The organism is Mesorhizobium sp. M8A.F.Ca.ET.161.01.1.1 (genome assembly GCF_004792105.1).
Lineage (GTDB): Bacteria > Pseudomonadota > Alphaproteobacteria > Rhizobiales > Rhizobiaceae > Mesorhizobium.
This window is the reverse complement of the sequence record NZ_SRTD01000435.1, coordinates 1-293: the sequence shown is the minus strand read 5'-3', so window position 1 is coordinate 293 and position 293 is coordinate 1. Positions and strand designations below refer to the sequence as shown.

1 protein-coding gene is annotated in these 293 nt (G+C 57.3%); it reads right to left on the bottom strand.

What is annotated here, in order from left to right; all coding sequences use genetic code 11:
- The coding region (locus EN804_RS36425) for an ABC transporter ATP-binding protein (protein WP_135922430.1) at window positions 1-293 on the bottom strand (293 nt) is incomplete at both ends.

Sequence of the window (293 nt, the reverse complement as noted above, 5' to 3'; positions counted from 1 at the left end):
CGGCGGATGGGTAGCGCTGGGGATCTCACCGTCAAGACGAATGCGTGACATCTCGGTGTGATCGAGCTTGGGCACGGCCGACAGCAGCGCTTCGGTATAGGGATGGTGCGGGCCGGAGAAAACTTTTTCGGATGGTCCAATCTCCATGATGCGGCCGAGATAGAGCACGGCGATCTTGTCGGAGAGGTAACGCACAACGCCAAGGTCATGCGAGATAAAGATGTAGCTGACGTCTTCTTTCGACTGCAGGTCGGCAAGCAAATTGAGGATCGCCGCCTGCACCGATACGTCGA